The sequence below is a fragment of the Flavicella sp. genome, from assembly GCF_029238425.1.
Lineage (GTDB): Bacteria > Bacteroidota > Bacteroidia > Flavobacteriales > Flavobacteriaceae > Flavicella.
Genome location: NZ_JAQWGB010000031.1, coordinates 1 through 23,516, shown reverse-complemented (window position 1 = coordinate 23,516; position 23,516 = coordinate 1). Strand labels below are relative to the sequence as shown.

28 protein-coding genes are annotated in these 23,516 nt (G+C 33.1%); 10 read left to right on the top strand and 18 right to left on the bottom strand.

All coding sequences use genetic code 11. The annotated features are described in order from the left end of the window. Nucleotides 1–52: 52 nt before the first annotated feature. The 6 genes from P8H68_RS02025 (at nucleotide 53) to P8H68_RS02000 (ending at nucleotide 5,285) form a co-directional block, all read left to right on the top strand. Complete coding sequence (locus tag P8H68_RS02025) at nucleotides 53–289, top strand: rhodanese-like domain-containing protein (RefSeq protein ID WP_300320979.1); 237 nt, start codon at nucleotides 53–55, stop codon at nucleotides 287–289. Between the two features lie 3 nt (nucleotides 290–292). Beyond that, nucleotides 293–601, top strand: a complete 309-nt coding sequence (locus tag P8H68_RS02020; RefSeq protein ID WP_300320976.1) for a rhodanese-like domain-containing protein — start codon at nucleotides 293–295, stop codon at nucleotides 599–601. Continuing rightward, nucleotides 598–2,220, top strand: coding sequence for an FAD-dependent oxidoreductase (locus tag P8H68_RS02015; protein WP_300320973.1), 1,623 nt, complete (start codon nucleotides 598–600; stop codon nucleotides 2,218–2,220). The genes P8H68_RS02020 and P8H68_RS02015 overlap by 4 nt, the downstream gene beginning before the upstream one ends. A gap of 128 nt (nucleotides 2,221–2,348) precedes the next feature. After that, nucleotides 2,349–3,758, top strand: a complete 1,410-nt coding sequence (locus P8H68_RS02010; RefSeq protein WP_300320970.1) for a sialate O-acetylesterase — start codon at nucleotides 2,349–2,351, stop codon at nucleotides 3,756–3,758. 65 nt (nucleotides 3,759–3,823) lie between these two features. Further along, nucleotides 3,824–4,831 carry an adenosine deaminase gene (locus P8H68_RS02005; RefSeq protein WP_300320967.1) on the top strand — a complete coding sequence of 336 codons (1,008 nt, stop codon included), beginning with the start codon at nucleotides 3,824–3,826 and terminating at the stop codon, nucleotides 4,829–4,831. Between the two features lies 1 nt (nucleotide 4,832). Further along, nucleotides 4,833–5,285 (top strand): YhcH/YjgK/YiaL family protein, encoded by a 453-nt coding sequence (locus P8H68_RS02000; RefSeq protein WP_300320965.1) that lies wholly within the window; start codon nucleotides 4,833–4,835, stop codon nucleotides 5,283–5,285. Here P8H68_RS02000 and P8H68_RS01995 read toward each other — a convergent pair whose 3' ends face one another. From P8H68_RS01995 to nusB, 11 genes are all read right to left on the bottom strand, one after another. Continuing rightward, complete coding sequence (locus P8H68_RS01995; RefSeq protein WP_300320962.1) at nucleotides 5,286–5,930, bottom strand: hypothetical protein; 645 nt, start codon at nucleotides 5,928–5,930, stop codon at nucleotides 5,286–5,288. 11 nt (nucleotides 5,931–5,941) lie between these two features. Beyond that, nucleotides 5,942–6,352, bottom strand: a complete 411-nt coding sequence (locus P8H68_RS01990; protein ID WP_300320959.1) for a 6-carboxytetrahydropterin synthase — start codon at nucleotides 6,350–6,352, stop codon at nucleotides 5,942–5,944. Continuing rightward, nucleotides 6,353–6,571 carry a hypothetical protein gene (locus P8H68_RS01985; RefSeq protein ID WP_300320957.1) on the bottom strand — a complete coding sequence of 73 codons (219 nt, stop codon included), beginning with the start codon at nucleotides 6,569–6,571 and terminating at the stop codon, nucleotides 6,353–6,355. After that, on the bottom strand, nucleotides 6,568–7,083 hold the full coding sequence (gene idi, locus P8H68_RS01980) for an isopentenyl-diphosphate Delta-isomerase (RefSeq protein WP_300320954.1): 516 nt from the start codon (nucleotides 7,081–7,083) through the stop codon (nucleotides 6,568–6,570). The genes P8H68_RS01985 and idi overlap by 4 nt, the downstream gene beginning before the upstream one ends. A 31-nt stretch (nucleotides 7,084–7,114) precedes the next feature. Further along, nucleotides 7,115–7,816: a response regulator transcription factor gene (locus P8H68_RS01975; protein ID WP_300320952.1), complete on the bottom strand. Its 702-nt coding sequence runs from the start codon at nucleotides 7,814–7,816 to the stop codon at nucleotides 7,115–7,117. Nucleotides 7,817–7,826: 10 nt separating this feature from the next. Next, nucleotides 7,827–9,359 (bottom strand): HAMP domain-containing sensor histidine kinase, encoded by a 1,533-nt coding sequence (locus P8H68_RS01970; RefSeq protein WP_300320950.1) that lies wholly within the window; start codon nucleotides 9,357–9,359, stop codon nucleotides 7,827–7,829. A gap of 159 nt (nucleotides 9,360–9,518) precedes the next feature. Further along, nucleotides 9,519–10,097, bottom strand: coding sequence for a dephospho-CoA kinase (coaE, locus tag P8H68_RS01965; RefSeq protein WP_300320947.1), 579 nt, complete (start codon nucleotides 10,095–10,097; stop codon nucleotides 9,519–9,521). Beyond that, entirely contained in the window at nucleotides 10,094–11,062 is a 969-nt protein-coding gene (locus P8H68_RS01960; protein ID WP_300320944.1) for a hypothetical protein, read from the bottom strand. Before P8H68_RS01960 ends, coaE begins: the two co-directional genes overlap by 4 nt. 131 nt (nucleotides 11,063–11,193) lie before the next feature. After that, on the bottom strand, nucleotides 11,194–11,493 hold the full coding sequence (yajC, locus tag P8H68_RS01955; protein WP_300320941.1) for a preprotein translocase subunit YajC: 300 nt from the start codon (nucleotides 11,491–11,493) through the stop codon (nucleotides 11,194–11,196). 26 nt (nucleotides 11,494–11,519) lie between these two features. Then, nucleotides 11,520–11,969 (bottom strand): DUF1573 domain-containing protein, encoded by a 450-nt coding sequence (locus tag P8H68_RS01950; protein WP_300320938.1) that lies wholly within the window; start codon nucleotides 11,967–11,969, stop codon nucleotides 11,520–11,522. Between the two features lie 69 nt (nucleotides 11,970–12,038). Continuing rightward, on the bottom strand, nucleotides 12,039–12,977 hold the full coding sequence (nusB, locus tag P8H68_RS01945) for a transcription antitermination factor NusB (RefSeq protein ID WP_300320935.1): 939 nt from the start codon (nucleotides 12,975–12,977) through the stop codon (nucleotides 12,039–12,041). A gap of 177 nt (nucleotides 12,978–13,154) precedes the next feature. On the opposite strand from nusB, the gene P8H68_RS01940 reads away from it, so the two are divergent. Together P8H68_RS01940 and P8H68_RS01935 are read left to right on the top strand one after the other, a co-directional pair. Beyond that, nucleotides 13,155–14,906 carry an ABC transporter ATP-binding protein gene (locus tag P8H68_RS01940; protein WP_300320933.1) on the top strand — a complete coding sequence of 584 codons (1,752 nt, stop codon included), beginning with the start codon at nucleotides 13,155–13,157 and terminating at the stop codon, nucleotides 14,904–14,906. An 84-nt stretch (nucleotides 14,907–14,990) separates the two neighbouring features. Next, the gene (locus P8H68_RS01935) at nucleotides 14,991–15,353 is read left to right on the top strand and encodes a PUR family DNA/RNA-binding protein (RefSeq protein WP_300320931.1); all 363 of its coding nucleotides are present in this window, start codon (nucleotides 14,991–14,993) and stop codon (nucleotides 15,351–15,353) included. 59 nt (nucleotides 15,354–15,412) lie between these two features. Here the strand turns inward: P8H68_RS01935 and P8H68_RS01930 are convergent, their stop codons facing one another. From P8H68_RS01930 to P8H68_RS01905, 6 genes are all read right to left on the bottom strand, one after another. After that, nucleotides 15,413–15,973: a phosphatase PAP2 family protein gene (locus tag P8H68_RS01930; RefSeq protein ID WP_300320928.1), complete on the bottom strand. Its 561-nt coding sequence runs from the start codon at nucleotides 15,971–15,973 to the stop codon at nucleotides 15,413–15,415. Continuing rightward, complete coding sequence (locus tag P8H68_RS01925; protein ID WP_300320925.1) at nucleotides 15,973–17,007, bottom strand: peptidylprolyl isomerase; 1,035 nt, start codon at nucleotides 17,005–17,007, stop codon at nucleotides 15,973–15,975. The genes P8H68_RS01930 and P8H68_RS01925 overlap by 1 nt, the downstream gene beginning before the upstream one ends. Nucleotides 17,008–17,090: 83 nt before the next feature. After that, nucleotides 17,091–17,954: an FKBP-type peptidyl-prolyl cis-trans isomerase gene (locus tag P8H68_RS01920; protein ID WP_300320922.1), complete on the bottom strand. Its 864-nt coding sequence runs from the start codon at nucleotides 17,952–17,954 to the stop codon at nucleotides 17,091–17,093. Between the two features lie 4 nt (nucleotides 17,955–17,958). Then, nucleotides 17,959–18,930, bottom strand: coding sequence for an FKBP-type peptidyl-prolyl cis-trans isomerase (locus tag P8H68_RS01915; protein ID WP_300320919.1), 972 nt, complete (start codon nucleotides 18,928–18,930; stop codon nucleotides 17,959–17,961). A 24-nt stretch (nucleotides 18,931–18,954) separates the two neighbouring features. Beyond that, entirely contained in the window at nucleotides 18,955–19,488 is a 534-nt protein-coding gene (gldI, locus tag P8H68_RS01910) for a gliding motility-associated peptidyl-prolyl isomerase GldI (protein ID WP_300320917.1), read from the bottom strand. Beyond that, nucleotides 19,478–20,509, bottom strand: coding sequence for a bifunctional oligoribonuclease/PAP phosphatase NrnA (locus P8H68_RS01905; protein WP_300320914.1), 1,032 nt, complete (start codon nucleotides 20,507–20,509; stop codon nucleotides 19,478–19,480). Before P8H68_RS01905 ends, gldI begins: the two co-directional genes overlap by 11 nt. Before the next feature lie 189 nt (nucleotides 20,510–20,698). Between P8H68_RS01905 and P8H68_RS01900 the strand changes: the two genes are divergently transcribed. Further along, nucleotides 20,699–21,121: a nucleoside-diphosphate kinase gene (locus tag P8H68_RS01900; RefSeq protein WP_300320913.1), complete on the top strand. Its 423-nt coding sequence runs from the start codon at nucleotides 20,699–20,701 to the stop codon at nucleotides 21,119–21,121. Between the two features lie 73 nt (nucleotides 21,122–21,194). On the opposite strand, the gene P8H68_RS01895 is transcribed toward P8H68_RS01900, so the two are convergent. Next, entirely contained in the window at nucleotides 21,195–22,433 is a 1,239-nt protein-coding gene (locus tag P8H68_RS01895; protein WP_300320910.1) for an FtsX-like permease family protein, read from the bottom strand. A gap of 13 nt (nucleotides 22,434–22,446) precedes the next feature. Here P8H68_RS01895 and P8H68_RS01890 point away from each other — a divergent pair. Next, nucleotides 22,447–23,516 (top strand): DUF1343 domain-containing protein (locus P8H68_RS01890; protein ID WP_300320907.1); only part of this gene is annotated, 1,070 nt, incomplete at its 3' end.

Here is a 23,516-nt window from a genome sequence, read left to right as displayed (position 1 = left end):
CTAGAACTTCTTTTACAATTTAAACAAAACAATAATTTTAAAATCAATAGTTATGACTGTTATAGATGTAAGAACCACAGGAGAATTCAACGGAGCAAACGTACCGGGAAGTATCAACATCCCTTTGAGTCAAATCCCAACTAGAATCACAGAGTTCTCAAAATTTGAAACTCCTATTGTACTTTGTTGTGCAAGCGGAAATCGATCAGGACAAGCTACACAATATCTTCAAGCCAACGGAATTACCTGTGAAAACGGCGGAAGTTGGATGAACGTAAATTCTTTATAAACTATGCTACAATTCATAAAAAACATTTTGGGTATCAAGGATACTGATTATAAAAAACTAATACAGAATGGAGCACAGATTATTGATGTGCGAAGTCCACAAGAATATAAATCTGGACATATCAAAAACTCCAAAAATATTCCTTTACAAACCCTCTCCTCTAAACTCAAAAGCTTTCCCAAAAACAAGGCTATTATTACTGTTTGTGCTTCTGGAATCAGGAGTGCAAACGCAAAAGGAATTTTAAAAACTCAAGGTTTTGATGCGTATAATGGTGGTGCTTGGCAACAATTACAAAATAAAATATCATGAAAAAAATTATTGTAATCGGAGGATTATCCGCAGGACCATCGGCAGCCGCAAAAGCGAGAAGAACGGATGAAAACGCAGAAATAATCTTATTTGAAAAAACAGCAGATATCAGTTATGCAACCTGCGGTATTCCTTATGCGATTTCTGGAGAAATTGAAGATAGAGATCAACTCCTTGTGGTAAAACCAGCACTACTCAAAAATCGTTTTAATATCGATGTGCACTTGAATGAACCGGTAACATATATCGACGCAAAGAATCAGGAAGTAAAAACCGATCATGGGAATTACTCTTATGATAAATTGATTTTTGCCACTGGAGGAAGCGCATTTGCTCCTAGAATCCCTGGCTTAGAAAATTTTTCTAATTGGGCACATGCCAAATCTTTAACCGACTTTGACAGAATCAACACCTCGGAAGCTTTTAAGAATGCAGACCATATCACAGTCGTTGGAGCTGGATTGATTGGATTAGAGACAGCGGAGAACGTTAGAAAAATGGGAAAAAATGTAACCGTTGTTGAATTAGCAGATCAAATACTTACACCATGGAACTCTAAATTTTCTAAACTTGGAATAAAGGTTTTAGAAGAAAATGGTATTGAGGTTAAATTAAAGACTCAGATTAATCAAATTGCCTCAGATGGAACCTTAGAATTAAGTGACACTTCTAGTTTGAAAACTTCATACTTAATCATCTCTATTGGAGTAAGACCGAATACGCAATTGCTAACAAGCATTGGTGCAGAAACTATTGCCAATGGCGCTTTAATAGTCAACGACAAAATGGAAACCTCCATTCCTAACATTTATGCAGCAGGTGATTGTGCAGCCTTACCACATGGTCTTACAAACGAAGCCGCTTGGTTTCCTATGGGAACACACTCCAATAAGGCGGGTCGTGTTGCAGGAGCTAATGCCGCAGGATCTGACGAAATCTTTAAAGGAGGATACGGAACCGCCATCATGAAAATGTTCAATTACACCATTGCACGTACGGGAATGGGAATAGCGGAACTCCAAAGAAAAAAGATATCTTTCAACAAGACTTTGATCATCGCAAATTCTCATCCAGGATTTATGGGGATCGGAAAAGATATGTTCATTGAAATTTACTATGACAAAACATCTAAAATATTACTAGGAGCTGAATTGATTGGTGAGAAAGGTGTAGACAAACGTGTTGATGTACTTGCAACGGCAATTTACGCTAAGTTAACTACGGACGATTTAACACAACTAGACTTGGCGTATGCACCTCCGTTCTCCCCTGCCAAGGATCCAGTAATTGTAGCTGGTTTTGTGGCACAAAATTTTCAAAAGACAGCTTTAAAAGAAATAGGTCCAAATCAAATTTCGACCTTAAACAACATCCAACTTATTGATGTACGTACCGAGAAAGAAGTTGAAAACACAGCATTGATTGATCCAAATACAATTCACATTCCTTTGGATAGTTTGCGATCTAGAATCGACGAGTTAAATCCGAACAAAGCATATGTATTGTATTGTGCGAAAGGTTTACGTGGTTATTTAGCTTCACTTATATTACTCCACAACGGATTTAAAAATATGACCAACCTAGATGGTGGCTTTACTGCCTGGTCAAAAATGAACTAAATTTAATCTCAGTGATAAAAAAAGACATTCAAATTGGAATATATTTGAGTGTCTTTTTTATGATCCAAATAGTGTTGATTGTTTTTAGAATGGATATATTTAGCATTGCTAAATTTTAACCTAAAAACATGCTTAAAAAAACAGTCTTATTCCTATTTATTGGAATTCAAACAATTGCCTTCAGTCAAACAAAACTTGCTTCATTTTTTAGTGACCATATGGTTTTGCAACAAAATGAAAAAGTTTCACTTTGGGGAAAGGACAAACCAAAGAAAAAAGTCACCATTACTGCGAGTTGGGGAGAAACGGAAACCATAAAAGCAGATAAAAATGGAGAATGGACTTTAAAGATTCAAACACCTAAGGCAGGTGGGCCTTATACTATTGATATTAATGGATCTGACGCTATTGAACTCAAAGATATTATGATTGGAGAAGTTTGGCTTTGCTCTGGTCAATCCAACATGGAAATGCCCGTAAAAGGCTTTTTAAACCAACCTGTAATTGGGAGTCAAGATGCAATCCTAAACGGAAACAACAACAATCTAAGAGTTTTTAAAATAGAGAGAAACCAAACCTTGGAACCTATTGATACTGTTGATGGTGATTGGAAAATAGCAAGTACTGTAACTGTAGGGAATTTTAGTGCTACTGCCTACTTTTTCGGAAATAAAATTCAGAGTACTGTGGATGTACCTGTAGGACTTATTGTTACTTCTTGGGGCGGATCTAGAGCTGAAGCTTGGACAGATGCCGCTACTCTTAAAGAATTTAAATCGGTAAAATTCCCCACAGAAATTCCTAAAAAAGGAATACAACAAACCCCTACTTTATTATACAATGCCATGTTGCATCCAATTGTTGGATATACAATCAAGGGAGCTATCTGGTATCAAGGAGAATCGAACAAAAACCAAGCCTCAGAATATCAAAAATTAATAAGCTCAATGGTGACTTCATGGAGAACTCAATGGAATCAAGGTGACTTTCCTTTTTATTATGTACAAATTGCACCTTATAATTATGGAAAAAAAGCCAACTCAGCCTTTTTGAGAGAGGCACAATTAAATACCATGAAAAGTTTAAAAAACTCGGGTATGGCGGTCACTATGGATATTGGAGATGCAACGTATATTCATCCAGCTGAAAAAAGAAAAGTAGGAGAACGTCTCGCTTTTTGGGCTTTGGCAAAAGATTATAATATAGCCGGTATAGAATTCTCAGGACCGACCTTTAAAGAAATGCGTATAGAAGGACAAAAAGTAACCGTAACTTTTGAAAACGCTCCAAACGGAATCTCTTCTTTTGGTAAAAAAGTAACTGGTTTTGAAATCGCTGGAGAAGACAAAATATTTCACCCAGCCGATGCTAAAATGATTCGTAAAGGGTATCCCAATGGTGCCGTTTTACTAAGCTCTGAAAATGTAAAGCAACCTATTGCAGTAAGATATAATTTTCACAATTTAGTAGAAGCTAGTATTTTCAGTACAGCAGGATTGCCAGCCTCCTCCTTTCGAACAGATACGTGGAAAGAATAATTTCTAACCTAGAAAAAAAAGCGTTTTAGACAGTACATCTAAAACGCTTTTTTTATTTTTGAGTCATGGAAAAATTCATTGAAAACTTACCCAAAGCAGAACTACATTTACATATCGAAGGAACTTTTGAACCAGAATTAATGTTCAAAATTGCACAAAGAAATAATATAGAGATTCCATTCGCATCCGTTGAAGAAATCCAAGCAGCTTATGCATTTGATTGCTTGCAAGATTTTTTAGATATCTACTACCAAGGTGCTAATGTGTTAATTCATGAGCAAGATTTTTACGACCTCACCTATTCTTACTTAGAAAAATGTGCCCTTCAAAATGTGAGACATACTGAAATTATGTTTGATCCTCAAACGCATACCGATAGAGGAATCTCTTTTGAAACTGTAATTACGGGGATTTCAAAAGCCATGCAAGATGCAAAGGATAATTTAAACGTCTCTTCTTTACTTATCATGAGCTACTTAAGACACTTGAGTGAAGAAGAAGCTTTTAAAACTTTAGAAGCCTCACTCCCATTCAAACATTTAATAACTGCGGTAGGATTAGACTCTTCTGAAAAAGGAAACCCTCCAGCTAAGTTTAAAAAGGTATTTGAAGCTTCTGTTAAAGAAGGATATATTCCATTAGCGCATGCCGGTGAGGAAGGAAATGCTGATTATGTTTGGGAAGCAATTGATATTTTAGGAATCAAAAGAATAGACCACGGAAATAATTCTTTACAAGATTCTAAATTAGTTGAAGAAATTGTAAAAAGAGACATCGCTTTAACAGTTTGTCCTTTGTCAAACACCGCTTTGCAAGTTGTGGACGATCTTAAAAATCATCCCTTGAAAAAAATGATTGCTTTGGGACTAAAAGTAACTGTAAACTCTGATGACCCCGCATATTTTGGTGGTCAAATAAATAAAAATTTTATTGAAATACAAAAAGCCTTAGATTTATCTAAAAAGGAGATCTACGAGCTTTGTGAAAACTCATTTACATATTCTCTATTAGATGATCAAACCAAAGATAACTACTTATCTGAATTGAACCAATCTTACGCTAAAAACAACTAAAATGATCTTAGACAAGCTTTCCAATAGCAACCTATACACACCTATTCATAAAGATTTTGAAAAGGTATTTGATTTTATAAAAAACACAGATTTAGAAAAGATTGATTTAGGGAAACATGAGATCGACGGTGATACTGTATTTGTGGTTGTGATGGAATATACTACCCAAGACGTATCAGAATGTAAATCTGAGACCCATAAAAAATACATTGATATTCAATACATGATTGAAGGAGCAGAACATGTTGGTGTTACAACTTTGCACAACGAGGAACCTACTACTCCTTACAATGAAGAAGGAGATTTTATGTTCTATACTTTGGGAAATTTACCTACTATACAATTAAAGAAAGAACACTTTGCTATCTTTTTCCCTGATGACATTCATCAAACCATGATGCAAATAGACAGTCCAAAAACTTTGAGAAAAGCTGTCTTTAAAATTCTTAAATAATTATTTTTTATGATTTGCTAAAAACTCCAAGGCATGAGCAACCATCTTGTCTTTGGCATCCATTAAAGAACTAGAATACGAAAATAAAAATACTTGATCCTCTCCATAGACATCAAAATCTATGATAGGATCATGTGTTTTCACATCAAACATTTTTACTTTGGCTGACAAATGAATCATTTCTGTTGTGGTTGTCATTTGCCCATTATTGATGTCGCCCCCAGAATACGTTGTATTTGAGTTTAACATTTTTTTCAATTCAAATTCATCCAAAATGATCACATAATCTGTGGTACATTCCTTTAACAACTCTTGCACTTTTAAATAACTCTTTTTAGAAGCCATCGTATTCACATGATTCCAATCATCAGAGAAATCATATTTAGCTTCATAAAAAGTAGAAGATCCTTCCAATGACCCTGCAAATTGTCTTGCTATAGCATTTGCAAAATCAGTATCATTTTGATAATTTTTATGAAATGTTTTTTCATAATTATGGATAAAAACGCGATCTAAACCAACAACGGTCACCGTTTTTTTATTGAGATGTTGTACTTTCTGATAACTTGTAATGTTTGTTACATAATTGGGCGTAACACAAGAAAAGACAGAGAATAACAGAAAATAGGCAGCAGTTTTTTTCATTTTTTTATTCTTTAAGAACCGTGATACGTCACATAGTTCCTAGGTGTCTCATAAAGTGTAACACCTAATTCTAATTCATTTTTTATATGCTTTCGAAGGATGTTCCAAATGACAACAGCAATATTTTCTGCAGTTGGATTTAAACTTTTAAATTCATCTACTTCAATATTCAAATTTTTGTGATCTAACTTTTCTTCTATTTCAGAAGAAATAAGTTTTCTCAAAATTTTCATATCCATTACAAAACCTGTCTCCGGATCCACTTCACCTGTTACGGCCACAATCAATTCATAATTATGCCCATGATAATTAGGGTTGCTACATTTTCCAAAAACATCTTTGTTCTTTTCATCATCCCAAGCAGGATTGAACAACCTATGAGCTGCATTAAAATGTGCTTTTCTATGTACTGTAACTTTCATTTAATTTTGATTCTGCTTATTTTTTTGAGCTCCTGCCCATAAAAGATTCCCTAATACCACATAACCTATAGCAAAAAAGATGATAAAATTGATCCAGAATTGCTCATCTGTAAATAATTGTTCTATGGGTTGATCGTTTTTTGTAAATAGTAGTTTCCCTAGCATTCCGAAAAAACTAAACACCAAAGCTACGAACAACTTGTAAAGCATTTTTTTCATTTTACGAAGTCGTAGAATTTTTCAAAAATAATTTTAAACCAAGCAGTATAAATTTCTGGTTGTAAAGAAATATCCTTTTTAATGGTTTCTGGTGTCATCCATTTATAACTTTCAACTTCTTTTTTGTTGATATTAGGTTCACCATTAAAATGTCCCAATAATACATGGTCCAGTTCATGTTCTGTCAAACCATTATCAAAAGGTGCTTTGTAAATAAAAGAAAATGCTTCTTCTAAATCCGTAACAAAGCCCATCTCCTCTTCTAGCCTGCGTTTTCCTGCATCTAAATTGGCTTCGCCATCTCTTTGGTGACTACAACAAGTATTTGCCCATAAAAGCGGTGAATGATATTTATCCGCGGCACGCTGTTGCAACATTATCTCTCCTTTATCATTTTGTACAAAAACAGAAAATGCTCTGTGTAATAAAGCTTTTTCATGTGCTTCCATTTTTGCCATCAATCCTATTTGCTGATCATTTTCATCAACCAATATCACTTGTTCTTCTACCATCAATATCTCTCTAAGTAAACTAAACGTTTAATTATTTATTATCAGTCACCAATCGGAATCCTTCTCCGTGGATGTTTATGATTTCAACTGAAGGGTCTTCCTTCAAATATTTTCTCAATTTTGCAATGTATACATCCATACTTCTTGAAGTGAAATAGTTATCATCTCTCCAAATCTTTGTCAATGCCAATTCTCTTGGCATCAAATCATTTTTGTACAATGCTAACATTTTCAACAACTTATTCTCTTTCGGCGATAATTTTATTGGATCATTTCCTTTAAAAGAAAGCTGTCTTAATTTTGAATTCAAAAAGAACGAACCGATCTCAAACTCAAACATATCATCCTCAGCACTCTTATCCGTATCCTTGCGCTGCAAAATTGCATTAATTTTATATAATAACACCTCTGAATCGAAAGGTTTATTTAAATAATCATCTGCCCCCACTTGATATCCTTTTAAAATATCTTCTTTCATGGTTTTGGCCGTCAAAAATATAATAGGAATCTCCTTGTTTGTCTTTCTGATATCTTCTGCCAAAGAGAAACCATCTTTTCTTGGCATCATCACATCCAAAATACACAAATCATAGTCGTTATTTTTGAATTCAATCAACCCTTCTAACCCATCTTTTGCATGGGTTACATCGTAGTTACTGATTGACAAATAATCTTTTAAAACAATTCCGAAATTCGGATCATCTTCTACTAATAAAATCTTTTTATTACTCATATTATTTTTTTTAAGAAACCAAAGGTAGAATTATGGTAAAAACACTTCCTTTACCTTTTTCGCTTTCCACAAAAACCTTTCCTTGGTGATTATCTATTATTTCTTTTACATAAGCCAAACCTAATCCATGACCTTTTACATCATGAACATTCCCAGATTGTTCTCGATAAAACTTATCAAAAACTTGTTTCTGCGCAGCTTTGCTCATTCCAATTCCGTTGTCCTTTATCTTAACAGTCAAAGACTTTACTGTGTTCTCTATAAAAATATCTATTTTAGGTGAATTCTCAGCATACTTTATCGCATTTTCAATAATATTTACAAAAACATTGGTCAAATGAAACTCATTCCCATATCCTTCGGATAACGTTTGATGGCTATGCATTTGTAATTCTCCATTTTTGTCTTTCAAAAGCAAGGCTGTATGCGAAATAGCATCCTCTACAATTTCTGAAAAATCTACAACCACTTTGTCCATTTCAATCTGATTCTTTTCCAATTTAGAAATACGCAATACATTCTCAACCTGAGCATGCATTCGTTTATTTTCCTCTTTGATCATAGAAACGTACTTCATTACCTTTTCATTATCATCGATAACAACAGGATTCTTTATAGCATCCAACGCCAAGTTTATGGTAGCAATTGGTGTTTTGAACTCATGTGTCATATTATTGATAAAATCCGTCTTGATCATAGAAATTTTCTTCTGCTTCGCCATTTGATACAAACTACTTGCAAAGGCAACCATGATGATGATGGTAAAAAATATAGACAACAAAAACATCAATCCTATATCAGAAAAAATATAATGTCCTTTTTTAGGGAATGCCACTTGTAAGGCATAATTATTTTGATGCCTGTCCTTTGTAAATAAAGGCGCGGTAAAACTATTCTCTTCCGCAATTTTAAATCTTGGTGTTTTGATATCCGTCAACAAACCTTTGTCGAACACCCCAAAATCGTAATCTATTTGTATTCCTAAATTGGATAATTCCTTGCTAAATATTTCTTTCACTGATTTTATTGATAATCTAGACTCTATCGATTTTACCTTGTTGTGATAGGTATCCTCTAAGGTCATCTTCTCAATTTCATTCAAACTATTAAAAAAAGTAAATCTTTCTACAGGGTTCACCTTAGAAAGCTCCGTATTATCCGTTAAGTTTTTTACTTTATAGACGTCATTTTTACTTGAAACCGATGAAATTAAAATGGAATCATTTTTGAAAAAATTATTAACCCCTTTGTAAAAGGTTTTCTCGTATACACCACTCGATGCAAAACGGAACGTTTCATTGGTGGAAGTATTTATTTGCTCGTACACAAACTTGGTAAAATCAGCTTGTTTTGCGAATTTTTTATTTTGAAAAAAATCCATAAACTGAACTGTAAAATCTACAAAATCTTTTTTATACAAACGTTCATTAGTTCTTGCCAAAGCATAATTTACATCGTGTGAAAATTGTTTCTCACGAATTTCAATAGCATTGCTAATCCAAAAAACTTGAACTGTAATTATTCCAACAAGAGAAATACTCATTAGGATAATAATAAGTACAAATATCTTTTTCCTCATGATTCAAAAATAGGATTTTATTAACACTGTGTCCCTTATTCCTATCGGTTTTTAATAAGGAATTAAGGATATTAACGAATAATTAAGAATAATCCCAGCGCAGAACACTAGAATCAAATAAAACTACATCTGGAAGGTATTGTGTAATTTTTGTACTTCCGCTTTCATCTTTTCTAAATCTGTATTATGAAGAATGATATCCGTTTTTTTCATCTTTATCTCATCAGATAATTGATTCTGAATCCTAGCTTCAATCTCTTCTCTTGTAGCACCATCTCTTTTTTGGATACGCTCAATTTTAAGTTCTAATGGAGCCACTACAAGTACAACAGCATCAAATTGAGACTCAGACTTATTCTCAAATAACAAGGCGCTTTCATACACTACATAATCAGCTTTTTGACGCAAACAAAATTCTTGAAAATCATTATGTACCGCAGGATGTACAATTGCATTCAAAGCAGACAATTTACTTTTATCTTGAAATACGATGCCCGCGATATATTGCCTATTTAAGTGTCCATCTAGATAAGCCTCTTCTCCAAACAGCTTTTTCACACTTGCTACTACCAATGGATTCTTATGCATTATTTTTTTTGCCTCAATATCAGAAACATAAATTGGAACATTTAATTCTTTAAAAAACTCTGCTACAGTAGATTTTCCACTACCAATTCCGCCTGTCAATCCAATTACTTTCATTTTTGTATCAAGTATTCAATTCTATCAGGAACCAATCTAATAGAAGAAACCAAACTTGGCTTTTCTATCAACTTTGGGACTAAATAATGTTTGTTTTGCCCATTAGATTTTTTGTAATCACAAATTACTTTAAAATCCGAAGCTGCAATTTTTTTATAGTTGCTCAATCCTACCTGAAACACAACTTTTACGGTATTAGGATAGGTAGTAATTCTAGTATTTACGGGTAATCCTTCTATTTTAAAAGGAACTTCAAAACTATCCTCAGTAAATTTTTCAACTTCTGCCACCACCTGAACTTTATCGGTGCTATAATTTAATTTATCCAATTCTTTGGGCTTCACCAATGAAATTTCTTTGTAAACATCTTCAACAACATTCATCAATTTTAAACTTTCAGAATTGATATTATTTATTTTATCTACCTGAATTTCAGGTCCGCTAACTTCTATTGAATCTGGAACTAAAAACACCTTATTAGCTACATTATACCCCGATTTAAAGCGCAAATCTAGATTAGAAATCACGGGTATTTTTTTACGCTTGTTAAAACCTAACTCAAAAAACAAGGTATCCTTTTCAAAACCAATCAGTTTGATGTTTTTATCCAATTGATTCTGAATTTGTGATTCTTTTGATTTAGATAACAGAAAATAAGAATAGCCACCATTCCATACAACATTTCGTAAATTCATTTTCAATGGGGCTCCTTTCATTTCCTCTCTTAACAATTTAAAGCCTGTCCCTTTGACTATCAAAGCAATTTGTTTGTCTGGGTTATTCTGAAACAATTTAGAACTTGGTAGGTTTTGATAGTCCACATTATACACCACTATCGTTTCATACTCCTTTGATAATTTTGTTAAAAACCAAAACAAAGTAGACGCCAACAAAAAAACAATCAATACATGTTGTTTTTTAGTGGTAGATCTCTTGATAAAACTTTTTGTTATTCTGCCTTTCATAGAAGCTTTTTGCTAAAAAAAATAAATATACAAAAAGAGACGCGCTCTCTTATTACTTCTTTCTTAATTCCTTAAAATAAGTCAAAAAAAAAGTGAGCCAAAGCTCACTTTTATATTTTGTTCTAAACAAATTAGCTCGCTTTTGCAGCATATTGTTTACTCATTTCCATAGACAAAGAAGATTTTTCAAATTTAATCTTTCCTGCTCCAGTTTCAATAACAACTGTTGCATCACTGATTTCAACAATTTTACCGTGGATACCACTTGTGGTAACAACTTTAGAACCTTTTCCTATTTCACTCTGGAATTTCTTTTCGTTTTTTTGCTTTTTAATTTGTGGACGAATCATGAACAAGTATAAAACAATGAACATTAATGCAAATGGTAATAGACTTTGGATGCTAAATTCTCCAGCTTGTAATGGTAACATATTTGATATTTTAATTTATTAGTAGTTTATTTTTTCTCTTTTGGGTTCACAAACCCAGTTATTTTCACAGTTTCTTTTCCGGATTCTGTATTGGTAACCAAAGTAATGGTTTTTGAAATTTTATTACGTTTTCCTCGAGAGTTAAATTTAACTTTCATAGGTGCAGATTCTCCTGGCTTAATGGCTTCTTTTGGCCAATCAGGAATAGTACATCCACAGGTAGCACTTGCTTTTTTTATGATCAAATCTGTTTTACCAATATTTTTAATTTCAAAACTAGTTTCAATAACATCTCCTTCATCAATCGTTCCGAAATCATAAGAAGCTTTATCAAAAGAAACAACTGGTAATTTCAAGTAGGCAACATCACGCTCTTTAGCCGTTGTTACATTTTCATTTTTCACCTTTGAAGCGGCACTCTCTTTACAAGAAACAACACCCAAAGCAATCGCTACTACTAATATTATTTTTCTCATCTTAATTTTGTTTTGGTAAATGTAATAATTAAAAGAATATTTAAAATTATTTTTTTTCTCAAAAAAACATTAAAACTTCCCTCTTCCTATTTTATTTAATTTGTTAGCTGCCTCGTACTCTTTACAAAGCTTATCCAAAACTCCATTGATAAAAAAACCACTTTTTGGAGTAGAATAATCCTTTGCTAATTCTATATATTCATTGATGGTCGCTTTGGTAGGAATCGATGGGAAATTCAAAAATTCACAAATTCCCATTTTAATAATAATCATATCCAAATCTGCAATCCTATCCGTCTCCCAGTTTGGTGTTTTATTTTCGATATCTTTTTCAAACTTATCATGATTCAAAACCGTTTTTCTAAATAAATCAGAAACAAACTTTTTATCATCATCATCTTTAAAAATTCTTCCTAACATCAAAGATTTATTTTCCTTTAAACCTTGTAATGATTTTACAACCCAAGTATTCACAAAAGGAATATCATCTACCCAGCTAATATTGATATCTTCAAAATAATCTGCTAATTTTTCATTAGGGGCAATAAATTCAGAATAAAGTGCCACTACAAACTTCATATCTTCTTTGAAAGAACTAGATTCTTTCTCCATATATTTTTTATACAAAGCACTTTTTACCAAATGCTCATATATAGTTCTAATATATTTTTCTTCAATATGCCAATTGTTAAGATCGTGCTCTTCTTTATAGGTCTGAAATGAAAGACTCTCATCAATCAAAGCAAGCACTTTGTTGTCTATAAATTTGGTGTTTGGATTTAAATCTTGATCTGTTGCAAAATGTTTCTTTTTAGAGATTTCAATTTGCTCCTCTGCCAAATGCTTAATTCGTGGCAAAGTATCCAACATCAAAACATACAAATCGTACATTTTCTCAATACTATTGTTCAAAAAGTTTTCTTCTTTTACAATGTTATCACTATTTGAAGTAGTTAATGCATATACAGATTGCATTACTTTTACACGAATATGTCTTCTGTTGATCATTTTAAAGAACTTAAGATTTATGTTTCAATACGGCCACAAAAGTACTATTTATTTTGCTTGTCTTTGGGAAAACAATCGCTTTTTTTTTCTTTAGAAAACAGTTTTAAGGAATCCATTGTTTTCAATTAAACACGTATCTTGCAGGCTTAAAAATAATTTCCCATTCATCGGCTATAAATGAAAGCATTACAACATATAAATAAATACTTTTTCAAATACCGTTTCCGTCTTATTGCAGGAATTTTCATCTCTATCCTTTCTAGATATTTAGCTGTAAAGGTCCCAGAGATTGTCAAAAACTCTATCAATATAGCCGACGACTACCGAACAGGGATTGTATCAAGTATAGATGTTGTTAAAGATGAATTGTTTTATAATGTATCGTTGATCGTTGGACTTGCTTTTTTGTCAGGTTTTTTCACTTTTTTAATGAGACAGACCATCATAGTGACTTCACGTTTGATAGAGTTTGATTTAAAAAATGAAATCTTTCAACAATACGAGCGTCTTTCCGTTAATTTTTATAAAAAAAACAGAACCGGAGATTTGATGAATCGTATCAGCGAAGATGTTGGTAAGGTAAGGATGTATGTTGGGCCCGCTGTAATGTACACCATCAACATGTTGGTTTTATTCAGTGTTGCTATCTATAAAATGATTCATATCGATGTAAAACTTACTTTGTATACGCTTATTCCTTTTCCATTGTTATCGGTTTCGGTTTTCTTTTTGAGTCGTGTTATTCATAAAAGAAGTACCATAGTTCAAGAATACCTTTCTAACCTAACCACCTTCGGTCAAGAAATTTTCTCTGGAATCAACGTGATTAAATCTTACAACACAGAACAAAATATGTTGAAGAGTTTTGAGGAACTTTCTGACGGGAGCAAAGAAAAAAACATCAATCTATATAAAGCACAAGCCTTGTTTTTTCCATCAATGATCTTACTGATAGGAATCAGTAACCTGATTGTTTTATATGTTGGTGGAATGCAATATATAAATGGTGTAATTAGTATTGGTACCATTGCAGAGTTTATCATGTATGTGAATATGTTAACTTGGCCCGTTGCGATTGTAGGGTGGGTAACCTCAACCATACAACAAGCAGAAGCTTCTCAAAAAAGAATTAATGAATTTTTAAAGCACGAACCAGAAATTAAAAGTGGTAAAAAAACACCCCAAAAATATCTTGGAGAAGTTGTATTTGATAAAGTTAGTTTGGTTTATGACGACACCAACATTACCGCTATTAAAAACATGAGCTTTAAAATAAACGCTGGTGAAACAGTAGCTATTTTGGGAAAAACAGGTTGTGGTAAATCAAGTATTTTGAATCTTATTTCAAGAATGTATGATCCGACCAATGGAAATATAACAATAGACGGAATCAATTTAAAAGAACAGGATCTTTATGAAATGAGAAAACATATTGGTGTAGTTCCGCAAGATCCTTTCTTATTTTCAGATAGCATTGCAAACAATATTCGATTTGGTATAGAGAATGCAGATCAAGACACCATTGAGCAAGCAGCGAAAGATGCTGTTATACATGATAATATTATAGGTTTTAAAGAAAAATACGAAACGGTATTGGGAGAAAGAGGAATTACGATCTCTGGAGGTCAAAAACAACGTATTTCTATTGCCAGAGCATTGATTAAAAATCCGGAAATTTTGTTGTTTGATGACTGTCTTTCTGCGGTGGATACAGAGACAGAAGAGCTTATTCTAAATAACCTTAAAAGAATTTCTCAGGATAAAACAACATTTATCGTTAGTCATAGAATCTCCTCTGCTAAATATGCTGATAGAGTACTTATCGTTGATAATGGGGAGATTATACAACAAGGAAAACACAAAGACCTTATAAAAGCTGCAGGTTATTATAAAGAACTGTACGAACAGCAACTTTTAGAAAAAGAATAATGAAAATATTTTGTTGAGTTAAATATTTTTTTAGTTTTGTGATGTAATCTAAAAAAAATTAACTTTTTTAAATTGAAAAATCGCATGAAAGAAAACAATGAACAAGAAGAAATATTTTCACAAATATTAAGAGCAGGGAGAAGAACTTATTTTTTTGATGTAAGGGCTACTAAAGCTGGAGATTACTATCTTACAGTTACTGAAAGTAAAAAATTCACACACGATGACGGATCGTTCCACTATCAAAAACATAAAATTTACATTTACAAGGAAGATTTTAACGAGTTTAACGAAATGTTAAGCGCTGCCACAGAATTTATTTTAAATGAAAAAGGATCTGAAGTGATAAGTGAACGTCATCAAAAAGACTTTAAACGTGAAGAGAAAGAGCCAGCAATGGCTAGTGCTTCTTCTAGTTTTACGGATGTAAGCTTTGACGACATATAAGCTTCAAAAAAAGAACATAAAAAAACTCTTTAGATTTCTAAAGAGTTTTTTTTTATGTTTTATTTAAAAAATTTATTGGAACTGTATTCGAATAATTTTGCTGCTCCCGTTCCGATTAAAAAACCAACACTTGCCCCCGTTAGTATATCAATTGGAAAATGCACGCCTAGATACAATCTACTATAGGCAAAAAACAAAGGAAACAAAACAAATAGGTAAATATATTTAGTGAATTTCTTTAGACTTAAGACCGCAAAAACAGTCACTACGGTAGATGTAGTAGCATGACCTGATATAAAACTATAATTTTGTGGATTGATTAGAGTTCTCAATTGATCTTGAATTTCTGGATCGTTATTTGGACGTAATCTCTCAAAAATAGCACGTATCATATTTACAAATTGATCTGAAAAAGCAACCAAAACAGCTAAAAAGAGGATTAAGTACAATCCTTTTTTCCATCCTAAAAATCTAAAAAACAAATAAATTACTAGAATAAAAACCGGTGCCCAATGAAATTGCTTGGTGATATACAACCAAAAACCATCCCATTGAGGGTTTCCTAAATTATTTAAATAGATTAAAAGTTGCTTGTCTAGCTGAATTATTTTCTCAAACATTATTTTACTATTTCTACAATTTCTACTTCAAATATTAATTTTGCTTTCGCTGGTATAGGTCCATATCCCGCTGCTCCGTACGCCAGATCATAAGGAATAAAAAACCTAGCTTTATCACCCGCATTTAAAAGCGCAATGCCTTCTGTCCAACCTTCTATAACCCTATCTACTCCTAGAGTAAATTGAAACGGTCGTTTTCTTTTGTAAGAAGTATCAAACACACTTCCATCTACAAAATAACCTTTGTAATGCACTTTAACATTATCCCCCTCTTTTACTCTTTTACCATGACCTTTGTCTAAAACAAGTATTTTTAGTCCAGATGCTAACAGCTCAGCTTTTTCTTCTTCCATCGATAAAGAAAATAACAGACTATCTTTCTTAAACTTTTCTTTTACTAAAATTTCTGCTTGTATCTTTCTTTCTCTGGCATCTTCTATAGCTTTCTGAGGAACAAATTCTTTTGCGTTTTTTCCTTTTCTTACAATAAGAATAGATACAATTTCATCACCTTGTTGAATAGAATCAATAATATCCAATCCTTCAATTACTTTTCCAAACACTGTGTGTTTACCATCCAACCAAGGCGTTTCTTTATGGGTTATAAAAAATTGGCTTCCGTTGGAGTTTGGACCTGAATTTGCCATTGACAAGGTTCCTTTGGAATCATGTTGGTACAATAATACTCCTAAACTATCTTTAGGGAATTCATCCTCAAAAGTGTAGCCAGGTGTTCCTTTTCCGTTTCTCAGGACATCTCCTCCCTGAATCATAAAATCAGGCACTACTCTATGAAAAGGCAATCCATCATAAAATCTTTTACCTGATAAGGAATCCGTTACTTCCTTATTGGTTCCTTCGGTTAAAGAAACAAAATTGGCAACGGTAATAGGTGTGTTTTCGTAAAACAATTCAACGATAATTTTTCCTTTCTCTGTATCAATATCTGCATAGATTCCATCATTAGGGTGTGAGGTATCGCAAGCAATAAACAACATGATAAATAATAGGCGTGCAATAGGATGTAATTTCATAGGCTCTTCTTTCTAAAAGCAAAAATAGCAATTCCTATACACAAAGTATAAGAATTGCTATTTTTATATGATTGAATTTAAATCTATTGAATCAATTCGATATCAAAAATCAAGGTTGAATAGGGTGGAATCTCAGTATCTCCTCCAACTACACCGTCCGCTCCATATCCTAAATAATAAGGGATATAGAAAGTTCTTCTTCCTCCGGGTTTCATAGTTTGAATAGCTTCTGAAAATCCAGGAATTGTATTACTCAATAAAACAATAATTGGTTGATTCCCTTCTGCCCATGTATTTCCAAATACAGTACCATCTAACAGTTCACCTTTGTAATTTACTTCAACATAAGTAGTAGCCGATGGTGAATCTCCTTCCCCCTCAGTTACAACCGTGTATTGCAAACCACTTTCTGTTGTAAAAACACCTTCTTCAAGCGCATTCACTTTTAGGAAATCAGAATCATCATTTCCAATTCTTACAACTTCAACATCTATAACCAATGCTGAAAAAGGATCTATTTCTTCCAAACGATATTCACCATAAGCCAATTGATAAGGAATATAAAACGTGTAATTGGCTCCAGTATTCATCAACAACAGCCCTTCTGAAAGTCCTGCAATTAAATTACTCGAAACCATATACTCTATATCCTCCTCTTCCAACTCTGTCGTATCAAATACTACAGAACCATCAATTCTGGAAGTTCTAAAGCGAAGCAATAAAATATCCGTAGATTGAATAACATCTCCTGCTCCTTCTGTATTGATTTTGTATTGAAGACCGCTATCTAAAGCAACAACTCCTTCATTAGATTTATTAGCTTCTAAAAAAGCAATTCCTGCGTCTCTATTTGGATAATACTGTTCTATTCCTGGATCAGAATCTGACAAACAAGAACTTAACACTAATACCGATAAAAACGAAAAAATTACTTTTAGAAACTTCATACTCTTATTTATTTACTTTAATCAATTCTACTTCAAATACCAACGGCATAAAAGGTTTGATTGGTCCTCCTCCTCGTGGGTTAGCACCATAAGCTAATTCTTGAGGAATATAGAACGTATATTTAGCACCTTCTCCCATCAATTGCAATCCTTCAGTCCAACCTTTGATTACTTGGTTCAAACCAAATGAAGCAGGTTGACCTCTATCAACAGAACTATCAAATACTGTACCATCTGGAGTTGTTCCGTGGTAATGTACAGTAACATTATCCGTTGCAGCAGGATGCGTTCCATTTCCTTCTTGAATCACTTTGTATTGCAATCCACTTTCAGTAACAACTACTCCTTCTTTAGATTTGTTTTCTTCTAAGAACTTCAAACCTTCTTCTTTTACCTGACCAAAATCTTTGTTCGCTTGCTCCTCAGCCTGCTTTTGTTGCCTCGCCATGAAGAAAGTTCTTAAGATATTATCCAATCCATCTAATTCCAGTAATGCTTTTTCATTCCCTAATTCTTTATATCCTTGCACAAACAATGGATCATTGATTTCTTCAAAACTAGGCTTCATTTTGATGGCCATATCTAAACCTAAAGCATAACTTACTGTATCATACTCACTCAATAATTTAGAACTTGTATTGTTATTTACTTTCTCAGTTTCAGAGGCAGTAGAATCAGCAGCTTTCATTGCAGCTTCTTGTTGTTTCTTCATAAAGAAAGTTCTCAAGATATTGTCAATATCACCAACTTTAACTTTCACACTAGCAGTATCTGCTGCATCTCCATATCCATCGATAAAGGCAGTTCCATTTGCATTTGGAAAGTTCAATTTAATTTTATTCGCCATATCCAAACCTAAAGCATAACTTACAGAATCAATCTCTGTAGCTAAGTTATCTTGTCTTTTTTGTTTGTTACAAGAGGTGAATGCTACTGTAGCAACCAATCCAAGAACTGCGATACTTTTAATTTTCATTTTTGTTAATTTAATTGTTATATATTACTTGTTAATTTTTACTAAATGTACTTCACTTACAATGGGTTCATTACTACCAATAATCTGGTTGTTATCCCCGTTCATTCTGTAGGCGACAAAGGAAGAAAACAAAAATTTCACCTGCTCTCCCTCCTTCATTATTTTAATCCCTTCTTTTAATCCTTTTATGATGTGTTCTTTATCTACAACATAGGTACGCAAACCTAAGTCTTTTTTTGCATATAAAATAGTCCCATCTAAGGCAATAATTTCTTGTTCAAACGAAACAACATCTCCTTTTACTGGAGTATTCCCTTTTTCCTCTTTATTTCTATAGGCATACCAAAACCCTTTATTAGAATTTATATAGCTTAATGTCGAATCCAGCTCCATGTATTTTTCCATCATTGCCTTTTCCTCAGAGAACAAACGCTTGTTTATAGCAATTGTTTTCTCTAAGCTCGTTTTTTTTGAAAAAGAAACAGGATATCTTGGCGTTTCGTTTTTACAAGCTATAAAACCTAAGCTAATGATGACTAACAGAACTTTAATTCTCATAAGAAACTGCTAACTCGTTTTTATACCCTTTCAACTGATTCAAGAATTCTTCAACCGTTGCTTCCAAGCTTATTAAAGACCTACCTCCAGCTGCATTATCATGCCCACCACCATTAAAATGATTGCGTGAAAACTGATTTACAGAAAAACTTCCTTTAGATCTAAAAGATATTTTGATGATTCCTTGTTCTACATCTTCAATAAATATCGCCGCCAAATAAATACCTTTCATCGAAAGTCCATAATTTACCAAACCTTCTGTATCTCCTTTTTGATAATTGTATTTATCCAACTCTTCTTGAGATAAAGTAATATACGCTGTATGGTATTCCGGTAAGACGATTAAATTGGTCAACGCTGCCCCCATCAATTGCAAACGACTGTAAGAACTGGCGTTGAAAACATTGTCATGAATTTTAGCGTTATCGGCTCCTTTATCTATCAGTTCTCCAATAATCTTATGAGTTGTACTCGTTGTTGATGGAAACCTGAATGAACCCGTATCCGTCATAATACCTGTATATAAACAAGTAGCTACTTCAGGGTTTATGAAATTCAAATCTCCCATCTTATCAATAAAATGATACACCATCTGACAGGTAGAACATATCGAAGTATCAGAATATATATATTTTGATATAGGGTCTGGTTGTTGATGATGATCTATCATGATATAAGTTCCCTTATATTCCTCCAAGGCTTTCTGCATATCGTCTCCTACCCTATGGAAAGCATTAAAATCTAACACAAAAACAATATCCGCTTCGTCCAAAGATCGTTTGGATTGTTTGTTTTGCTTATCATATTTATAAACCGTTTCTACACCCGGTAGCCAGTGCAAAAATTCTGGTACATCATTCGGTAAAACAGTGGTAGCCTTATGTCCCTTTTGCTTTAAATAGTGCTGCATCCCTAGAGTTGAACCTATGGCATCTCCATCGGGGTTTTTATGTGCCACTAACACAATATTTTTAGGAGTTGACAACAACTCTTTTATTTCCTTAATTTCATTTTCATTCATAGGTTGCGAATATACAATATAAATAAGGCTTCATTTTATTAATCCTGCAAAAAAAAGTTAAAAAAACGCTAGGTTTTTACTAATAATTGCAGTTGAATCTATCTATTAATACAAGCATTACAAGTCAGATGGTTATTTTTCAATAGAATAAAGTATATTTGCGCTCAAAATGTAGAAAAAAAAGTAAACATGATAACAAATAGAACATTTACAATGTTGAAACCAGACTCCGTGTCTAAGGGAAACATTGGTGCTATTCTTGAAAAAATAAATGCATCTGGATTTAAAATAGTTGCAATGAAATTGACCCAACTCTCTCGAGAAGATGCTGAAAAATTTTATGCAGTACACAAGGAACTTCCTTTCTTTGACAAGCTTGTAACGTTTATGACAAGTGGTCCTATCGTTGCGGCAATTCTAGAAAAAGAAAACGCTGTAGAGGATTTTAGACTCTTGATTGGAGCTACCAATCCTGACGATGCAGTGGAAGGAACTATCCGAAAAAGTTTTGCAACCTCTGTTACAGAAAATGCAGTACATGGTTCTGATAGTGACGAAAATGCAGCCTTAGAATCAGAATTTCATTTTTCTAAAAACGAAATATTTGGATAAAAACCGATACTAAAACCCAAAAAGCTCCTTGTTTCAATTAAAAACAAGGAGCTTTTTTAGTTATAAAGTATTTCTAAGCAAACTTAACTGCCTTGGCTGGACTTATTTTTGTTATGATATAAGATGGCACTAGCAACATCACTAAACACAACACAAGAGTTCCTGCATTCAATGCCAGCACATGCCATAAATTGATACTCACAGGAGCACTACTTACATAATAAGTTTCTGGATTCAATGTTATAACAGCATAATACTTTTGAATCAACAAAAGTCCTAAGCCCAAAACATTCCCAATCAAGAGTCCTCTCAAAATTAAATAAGAGGCGTTATACAAAAACATTTTCCTTATGCTCCAATTGGTACTTCCTAAAGATTTGAGAATTCCAATGGTTTGTGTTCTTTCCAAGATCAGTACCAGCAAGGCTGTAATCATGTTAATTCCAGCTACCAAAATCATTATTCCAATAATTACGGCAATATTAGTATCAAACAATTTGAGCCATTCAAAAATAGCAGGAAAAAGTTCTAATAAAGTTTGACTGTTCAGCATAGGATCAATCTCTTTGTACACAGCAAGTCCGGTTTCACTAATCGTTGAAAAATCATTTACAAAAACCTCAAAACCTCCGACTTGATTGGACGTCCATTTGTTTAACTTTTGTATCTGCTTCAAATCCCCCAAAATAAAACTTTCATCAAAATCTTTAAACCCTGAATTGTAAATACCCGTCACTGTAAAAATTCTTCTATTCGGAAGTCTATTAGAACTTTCTTTGATAAAATACATATCAAACTTATCTGATACTTTTAGCCCTAAACGATCTGCCAATAATTTTGAAATCAATACTTCTTTACCTATATTTTTTTCAATGATATTAGGAATTTCACCTTCAATTAAATATTCTTCTATACCCGACCAATCGTAATTTTCATCTACGCCTTTTAAAACAACTCCTTCAAAATCTTTTTCCGTTCTAATAACACCTGCTTTCGTTGCAAAAGGTTGAACCTTATTCACTCCTTTTAACACAGAATAATCAGGATAAAAATCTTGACTTTTAGCAATAGGGTTTTGAGTATTCTCTGAAGTATTATTATCGTAATTGGTAATTTGTATATGTCCTTTAAATACAGATATTTTTTCACGTATTCTATCCTGAAGTCCAACCCCAGTAGATACCGTAATCAACATTAATAGAATCCCAATGGAAATCGCTGTAATCGCAATTTTTATTATTGGTGATGATATACTACTTTTATGCTTTTTAGAGGCCGTAAAACGTTTTGCTAAAAATAATTCGTAATTCAATTTATTCGTATCAATGTTAAGATTCAAAAATACATATAATTCCTTTGTAACAGCTATAAAGCAAAAAGATTTTAATAGGCTTCTTTCTCAAGGAATTCGACTTGTTAGGCTGGTTGTCATTTTACTCGGATTGGGTTTATACAGTTCCTGTCAAGCACAAAATGAGATCAGTGTTGGTGCAAATCAAACAGAAAGTTATTTACCCAAATTATCGAACAAAAAAATTGCTGTTGTGGCAAATCAAACATCCGTCATCTTTCACAAAAACAACTCCAAAACCTACACACATCTAGTAGACTCATTGCTTTCAGAAAAAATTTCTATTGTCAAAGTTTTCTCTCCTGAACACGGGTTTAGAGGAAAGGCAGATGCTGCCGAACACGTGGCCAATGGCATTGATAAAAAAACAGGGTTGCCTATTATTTCTCTTTATGGAAAAAATAAAAAACCAACCCAAGAGCAACTGAGTAATATTGACTTAGTGGTATTTGATATTCAGGATGTTGGAGCTCGTTTTTATACATATATCTCAACCATGCATTATGTAATGGAAGCCTGTGCAGAAAATGATATACCGGTAATGGTACTAGATCGCCCTAACCCAAACGGACATTATGTTGATGGTCCAACACTCAAAATAGAACATAAAAGTTTTGTAGGAATGCATCCGGTACCTTTGGTTTATGGAATGACAATAGGAGAATATGCCCAAATGATCAACGGAGAAAAATGGTTAAAAAATAAAATAACATGTGACTTAACCGTAATTCCACTAAAAAACTACACACACCAAACAGAATATAATTTACCTATCCGTCCTTCTCCAAATCTTCCGAATGCAAAATCAATCAATCTATACCCAAGCTTGGGTTTCTTTGAAGGAACTCCTATAAACGCCGGAAGAGGGACTGAATTTCAATTCCAACGTTATGGATCATCGAAGTTTCCAAACACACTTTTTGCATATTTCCCAAAAGCCAACTTTGGAAGCAAATATCCAAAAGATCAAAACAAAAAATGTTATGGTTATGATTTATCACAAATTCAAAAACTTTCCAAAGTGGACATTTCTTTTTTGGTCAA